The following is a 6,254-nucleotide window of genomic DNA, read 5'->3' as shown; positions in this document are numbered from 1 at the left end:
AGTGCGGTTCCAGACCCGCGACGGCCTGGGGCTGCGATCTTCCAGCGCCTCAGGGCCGCCCGACAAATACCGATCATACCAGCGGCAGAAGGTCGTTCTGGGGATGCCGGGCTTGTCCTGCCTGCGCCTGGCCGGCAGGTGCGACCCTTCCACCAGCCGGATGCTCTCCAGATTCTCAGATGCGGGATACCTCATTCGCCGTCATCCCCATCCGCGATCATGCATTTTTGAGCAGCCGCAACTTCAGGTCCTGCTCAGCGACAACTTCCTTTCGATCTCGGGCTTCACGGCTAAGGTCATTGACCTCGCTCTACGTCGCCGCACGCGCCGTATCGCCCGCCAAGCGTTTCTTCCCGGCTTCGAGGAATTCCTTGGACCAGCTGTAATACAAGCTCTGCGCAATGCCCTCGCGGGGCACAGCTCTGCAATGCTGTCCTCGCCCTTCAGGCCGTCCAAGACGACCCTGATCTTCTCCTCAGCTGAATACTGCTTTGGGGTGGCACGGCGGATTTCCTTGACGACCTTCTTGCCGTGGCTCCGCTTGGTTCCGGGTTTCTGTCTCATCTCCGCTCCTCGGTGGTTACGATGTGCCAGCAACCCTATCTTATCAAATCAGCCTAAACTGTCCCATTGGCGCTGACGTCAGAAAGATTCAACAGTCGCACGGCACCGCCCTGATCCACTACGATTGTCTTCACAATCGCCAGTCCCAGCCCGCTGCCGGGCACAACCTGCCCCAAACGCTCAAACGGCCGGAACACCCGCTCAAGATCCTCCTTGGCGATGCCTGGGCCGAAATTGTCGATGGTCACGACCGCTACATCGCCTTCTTGGACAACCGCAGCCCGCGCCTGCCCACCGTACTTGCATGCATTTTCAACCAGGTTGGACAGGCACCGCTGGACAGCATTCACACGGCAAGACACGATCACCGGTGCGGCTTCAGCCATTTCTGCATCCTCACCCAGTTCCGCCCGCTCATCGACGACCACTTCAAGCAGCTGGCCCATATCAACTTACTGAAAATCCCCGTCGCGCATCACCGCCCGTGAAAATTTCATAATCGATTCCACAACGGTCTCTACATCTTTCACCCGCGTTTCAATCAGATCGCGTGTATTATCCTGGGCCACTGTCTCGACAAACCGGTTCACCGCTGCCAGTGGCCCTAAAAGGTTATGAGCAAGGCTGCGCAAGAGCCCGATCTGATAATCACGGTCTGCGTCACGCGTTCGTTCATACGGTTGAACGACAAAATAAATTCCCGGGTGTCCCGGGGGGATCAACGACCAGCACCTCTGCAACCTCGCCCCGCCCAAGCCGCGCGGCTTGCCGCGAGAGGCGATACAATGGCCGCATGACACGGCGGCCGATGATCAAAACAACTACTGCCAGACAGAGCTATACCACACTGGTGGTGAACAGCTTCGTATAAGCAGCATTCACCGGTGGGGGCCGTTGCAAATGATAGACCGTTAGCCAGCGGCCGGTCACTTCGTGCCGCAGTGCGATCCGGTGAACTTCTGTGCGCGGCTGGAACCGGAACAGGTTCAGCATGTTTTCCGGCGGTGCTGGTGCTTCCTCTAAAACCTAATGGCGCAATCGATGAGGTTCATTTTCCCGTGCCAAGAGTGTGGGCGGTCTCTCGCCAATGTCCAATAAGGCAGAGCGTTCAGCTGCAATTCCCGGTACTGGAGGTGGCGACGGATACCCCCGTTTTGTCATCACAACGGCATCCACCGGCACGCCCGCATCGCCGCTCAGCAGTGTTCGCAGCTCGCCCCACTCAACTTGAACTGCCTTATTCGACAGCGCCCGGGTGAACATGGCGCTCTGGCCTTCCGGAAGCGCGGCCACGTCGCGCAACGCCTGGCCAGCCAAGATCAGGTTTTGGCTTTGCTGTATCGCGGTGGTCTGTTGGACATCTGCAAACCGCGCCACAATAACATTGGCGACCTGACCGCGAAGACGAGCCCGATGACCAACACTACAAGCTGTTGGCCCAGCGTCAGGCGGTTCAGCGTCAGCATCTTGTTCATCTCCTAAAGCTGGCATTTGTGCGCAACTGCACTATCCCCGCATATCGCGGTTCTCTGCAAAGCCCAATGGAACCAGGTGTTGTTAAGATGAACGAAAACGTATTGATCGTAGATAACGAAAAGGCTTTGGGAACTGATCTGGCAGCCGCATTGTCCAGCGCGGGATATGTAACACGGCACCGGACAAATGTTCCCGAAGCCCGGCAGGCCTGGTCCGAAGAAAAGGCAGATCTGTGCCTTGTTGATATTCTCATGCCGGGCCCAGCGGGCAAAGTATTCTGTCGCGAAATCAGCGAACATTCCGATGCCTCCATCATTATGATGAGTTCGCTTGGCGATCATGAAACGGCCATCGCGCTTCTCGACATTGGCGCCGATGACTGCATCGTCAAGCCGTTCTCGATGTCTGAGATGATGGCGCGCGTTCGCGCGGTCCTGCGCCGTCGCACGAGCCGGTCTGCCCCGCAGGCTGCGTCCTCCATAGAGATTGGCGATTTGGCATTCGATCTGCAATTGCGCCGTCTGTCGAAACCTGAAGGGCTGACAATTCCGCTTTCTTCAGCAAGCACTATATCGCTCCGCGATAGGGGCTCATCGAAACTCCTGCGCGTGGCGAGCAGGAGATTGCCCGGATGTCCGGTGGTCTGCCATTCGGCACAGCTGGTCTCGACGCAATTAACCCCCGCGCTCCGGCCCATCGCGCGGCTTGCACTGGTCATGTTGCGGTTTGATACCGCTCCTTTGATGGAATTTATTGCACCTAAGTAGACGAACTCTGGAACTGAATTGGACGGAGGAATTCCGCGCTTATGCGGTGCGGATCGCGCTGACCAGTGGGCTGACATGCAAACTGGTGGCGTCTGATTTGGGCGTGACCGATGCTCAGATCCGTATGCTGACGCTTTACGTCCTTTGGAATGCTGAAGAAGTTCCAAGCTGAAGAAAATCCACGCTTTCGAAAGGCCATGTATCTTCTGATACTGGCCCTTCCGGCAGGCTATCCTGGCTTCAAGGCCTGGCATTTTTCAATGGCGTTTGGGGTTTTGGACGGGCAGGTTTTGGACGGATCTGTATCCGGTGCCGCAAATTCGAGCCTTCGAAGGAAGGTGTTGGCAGAAATGAGTTTTAACGCAATGACACCTTTTGCATTATGCTTGTTTTTCAGCTTCCCGCTCTGCTTCCAGCGCGCGGATTAAACTTTTCATCCCGCGGTTGCCTGTCAGCACATCTTCAAGCGTCCGGCTGTCCAAAGCGGCAAAAAACGCCTCTTGCGCCTCGTTCAGAATCGGCAGCAGCCCGCAGGCCGGGGTCATCACGCAGCAACCGCCGTCTTCTTTCATACACTCCACCAAGGGGGTGCCGCTTTCTGACTTTCGCAGCAGCGCGCCAATCGAGATTGCCTCTGGCGGAAGCGCTAAACGCATGCCTCCGTTCCGGCCTCGCACTGAGTCCACATACGCCTCATGGGTCAGCCATTGAGAAATCTTGGCCAAGTGATTGAAAGGCAGTTTCTGCATCGCCGCGACCTCGCGGGTCGACATCAACCCTTCCTCATGCGTGGCGAGGTGGATCAGGATGCGCAGGGCGTAATCTGAGAATTTTGATATCTGCATAAGTGTTCCTCCCATAATTAATATGCATTGAAAAGGCGCATTTTGTTAAGGTGTATCGCCTCCCATTCAATAATAGGCATATTTAATGCTTATTAGTCGGGGCGGCACATGTCATCAATGCCCGCAAAATCCGTGCCTGAAATGCCGCGCATCTTTCAATCGTCGCGCACGGGGTCCGAGAAACTTACAGCAAAATTCTCTATCACAGGGCGTAGTGATGCGTTTGAACGGTTTCTGAGAGTGCCGGTAAGCAACGGCGGTTGCCTGCTCTCGCAACCGCTGCTTCCAAGAGGCATGATCCCGGCCAATTTGCCAACAACGCCAAGCTGATGGCCTTCGGACGCCACATTGTCCGGAACCATCCGCACCTCCGGAATCTAGGCGCGCAGCACCGCTGCGGCTTCCTGCCTCGCCTCTGGCGCGTACAGAGACCGGGCGGGATCTTGGACCGGTTCTGTGTGCCGGGCCGAGAGACTGGGATGCAGCCGCAGGGCAGGCACTGGCGGGTGACAGCCCAGAGCATCGTTGGCGCATTGCGGCATGAACTTTGCGAAATGCGGCGGAAAGCTGCATCCGGCTAGGAAATTGTTAGAGAGTGCAGCTTAAACCTGCTGGCAATATGCACGTAACGAAGGTTCCGCACTAATGCTCCGACTCCCCGATTTTCTGTACCGTCTGCCTGTTCGTATCTATGCGCTGGCGGCGCTGGCTCTCAGCCTGACGGCTGTGCTGACTTTCCTGCTGCTGTCACAATCCGTCAAAAACGCCTATGAAATGCGCTATACCGAGCTGCACAACGTCACAGACACCGCAGTCAGCCTGCTGCGCGATCTGGAAGAAGGGGTGAAATCCGGCCGTTTCACCGAGCAGGAGGCCCGGGACATCGGCCGAGAGCGGCTCACCGCTCTGCGTTTCGGCGATGCAGGCTATGTCTATGTCTTTGATCATGATCTGGTGGTGCAGGCGCATCCGATCGTGCCTGCCTGGAACGGCACCAACCAGGGCGCCTACGAGGATGTGACAGGCATGAAGGTGTTCCAGGAGCTGGAGAAAATCGCCGCAGCTAATGGGGCAGGGGAGCTTACATATTACTTCAAGAAACCGGATTCCGACGTGATCGAAGCCAAGATCGGCTATGTGCAGGCCTATGAACCCTGGGGCTGGATTGTCGGCACCGGCGCCTATGTCTCGGATATCGAATCGGACGTGGCGCTGATGCGCAATGAGGCGCTGATCATTCTGGGCATCAGCCTGGTGACGCTGTCGATTGCCGCCTATTTCATCACCCGCAGTGTCACCGGACCGCTGAACGGTCTCAAGTCACGCATGCAGACCTTGGCCGATGGCGACACCGACAGTGAAATCCCCTCTGCCAATGCGCGCAGCGAAATGGGGGAGATTGCCCAAAGCCTCGATGTGTTCCGCCAGGCACTGATCCGTCAGAAAGATCTGGAGAAGGCCGAGCAGCAACGCAATGAAAAGCGCAGCAATGTCGTGGCCGTGCTCAGCGGCAAACTGTCAGCCCTGTCGCAGGGGGACCTGACCGCGCAGATCACCGAGGTTTTCCCTGAGAATTACGAGCAGCTGCGCCAGGATTTCAATACCACCGCGCAGAACCTCAGCGCCACGGTTGAGCAAGTGATTGCCGCGGCCGCCAGCATCCGCAGCGGTGCTGCAGAAATCAGCCAGGCTTCGGATGACCTGTCGCACCGCACCGAAAGCCAGGCCGCCACGCTGGAACAGACCGCCGCAGCGCTGGATGAGCTGACCGCAAGCGTCAAATCCGCCGCCGAAGGCGCCCGCAGCGTCGAAGCTACCATGGACGAGGCCAAAGAAGAGGCCCGCACCAGCGGCGAAGTGGTGCAGAGCGCGGTGTCGGCGATGACCGAGATCGAAGAAAGCTCCAACAAGATCAGCCAGATCATTTCGGTGATCGACGACATTGCCTTCCAAACCAACCTTCTGGCGCTGAACGCGGGTGTCGAGGCGGCGCGCGCAGGCGAGGCAGGGCGCGGCTTTGCGGTGGTGGCGTCTGAAGTGCGGGCGCTGGCACAACGGTCTTCGGATGCGGCGATGGAGATCAAGACGCTGATCTCTGACAGCTCCGGCCAGGTGGCCCGCGGTGTGGATCTGGTGGGCAAGGCGGGGGATGCGCTGCAAAGCATCGTCAGCCAGGTTACCCATATTTCGCAGCTGGTTTCTGGCATTGCAGAGGGCGCGGCGGAGCAGTCCACCGGCCTGAATGAGATCAACACCGGCGTCACCCAGCTGGATCAGGTCACCCAGCAGAACGCGGCGATGGTGGAGGAGGCGACGGCCGCCGGCCATTTGCTGAAGACCGATGCCTCCAAGCTGACCGATCTGGTGGCGCACTTCAAAATCCCCGGCGGCCGTATGGCAGCTGCTCCGGTCCAGGCGGCCAGCACGCCGGCATCTGTGCCGTCCGCCCATGGCAACGATGACTGGGACATGCAGCCCGCCGCGCAGCCTGTTGCCGCGGCCGGCGGCAATGCGGCCAAGAACATGTGGCAGGATTTCTGATCCATTCGGCAACCTTCACAGGTAAACAAAAAAGCGCCCGGGGAAATCCCCGGGCGCTTTT

6 protein-coding genes and 1 pseudogene are annotated in these 6,254 nt (G+C 58.2%); 3 read left to right on the top strand and 4 right to left on the bottom strand.

Annotated features, from left to right (window positions below; translation table 11 throughout):
* The 3 genes and pseudogenes from L1069_RS16360 to L1069_RS16350 all read right to left on the bottom strand — a co-directional run.
* A pseudogene (locus L1069_RS16360) lies at window positions 1–564 on the bottom strand (transposase); the annotation flags it as partial.
* A 53-nt stretch (window positions 565–617) separates the two neighbouring features.
* Window positions 618–1,010, bottom strand: a complete 393-nt coding sequence (locus L1069_RS16355; RefSeq protein WP_237456383.1) for an ATP-binding protein — start codon at window positions 1,008–1,010, stop codon at window positions 618–620.
* Between the two features lie 873 nt (window positions 1,011–1,883).
* Window positions 1,884–2,030, bottom strand: coding sequence for a hypothetical protein (locus tag L1069_RS16350; RefSeq protein WP_164982695.1), 147 nt, complete (start codon window positions 2,028–2,030; stop codon window positions 1,884–1,886).
* Window positions 2,031–2,126: 96 nt separating this feature from the next.
* On the opposite strand from L1069_RS16350, the gene L1069_RS16345 reads away from it, so the two are divergent.
* Window positions 2,127–2,807, top strand: coding sequence for a response regulator transcription factor (locus tag L1069_RS16345; RefSeq protein ID WP_237456382.1), 681 nt, complete (start codon window positions 2,127–2,129; stop codon window positions 2,805–2,807).
* A 7-nt stretch (window positions 2,808–2,814) separates the two neighbouring features.
* Window positions 2,815–2,979 (top strand): transposase, encoded by a 165-nt coding sequence (locus L1069_RS24285; RefSeq protein WP_343328065.1) that lies wholly within the window; start codon window positions 2,815–2,817, stop codon window positions 2,977–2,979.
* A gap of 208 nt (window positions 2,980–3,187) precedes the next feature.
* On the opposite strand, the gene L1069_RS16340 is transcribed toward L1069_RS24285, so the two are convergent.
* A complete protein-coding gene (locus L1069_RS16340) occupies window positions 3,188–3,652 on the bottom strand; it encodes an Rrf2 family transcriptional regulator (protein WP_237456381.1) in 465 nt (154 codons plus the stop codon).
* 645 nt (window positions 3,653–4,297) lie between these two features.
* Here L1069_RS16340 and L1069_RS16335 point away from each other — a divergent pair.
* Window positions 4,298–6,193 carry a methyl-accepting chemotaxis protein gene (locus L1069_RS16335; protein ID WP_237456380.1) on the top strand — a complete coding sequence of 632 codons (1,896 nt, stop codon included), beginning with the start codon at window positions 4,298–4,300 and terminating at the stop codon, window positions 6,191–6,193.
* Window positions 6,194–6,254: the final 61 nt, after the last annotated feature.

The organism is Leisingera sp. MMG026 (assembly GCF_021654205.1).
GTDB lineage: Bacteria > Pseudomonadota > Alphaproteobacteria > Rhodobacterales > Rhodobacteraceae > Leisingera.
This window is presented reverse-complemented; position numbering and strand designations above follow the sequence as displayed.

Coding starts and splice junctions, on each gene's coding strand:
- L1069_RS16355 (WP_237456383.1), bottom strand. CDS start 1,010: ATGGGCCAGCTGCTTGAAGTGGTCGTCGATGAGCGGGCGGAACTGGGT.
- L1069_RS16350 (WP_164982695.1), bottom strand. CDS start 2,030: ATGCTGACGCTGAACCGCCTGACGCTGGGCCAACAGCTTGTAGTGTTG.
- L1069_RS16345 (WP_237456382.1), top strand. CDS start 2,127: ATGAACGAAAACGTATTGATCGTAGATAACGAAAAGGCTTTGGGAACT.
- L1069_RS16340 (WP_237456381.1), bottom strand. CDS start 3,652: ATGCAGATATCAAAATTCTCAGATTACGCCCTGCGCATCCTGATCCAC.
- L1069_RS16335 (WP_237456380.1), top strand. CDS start 4,298: ATGCTCCGACTCCCCGATTTTCTGTACCGTCTGCCTGTTCGTATCTAT.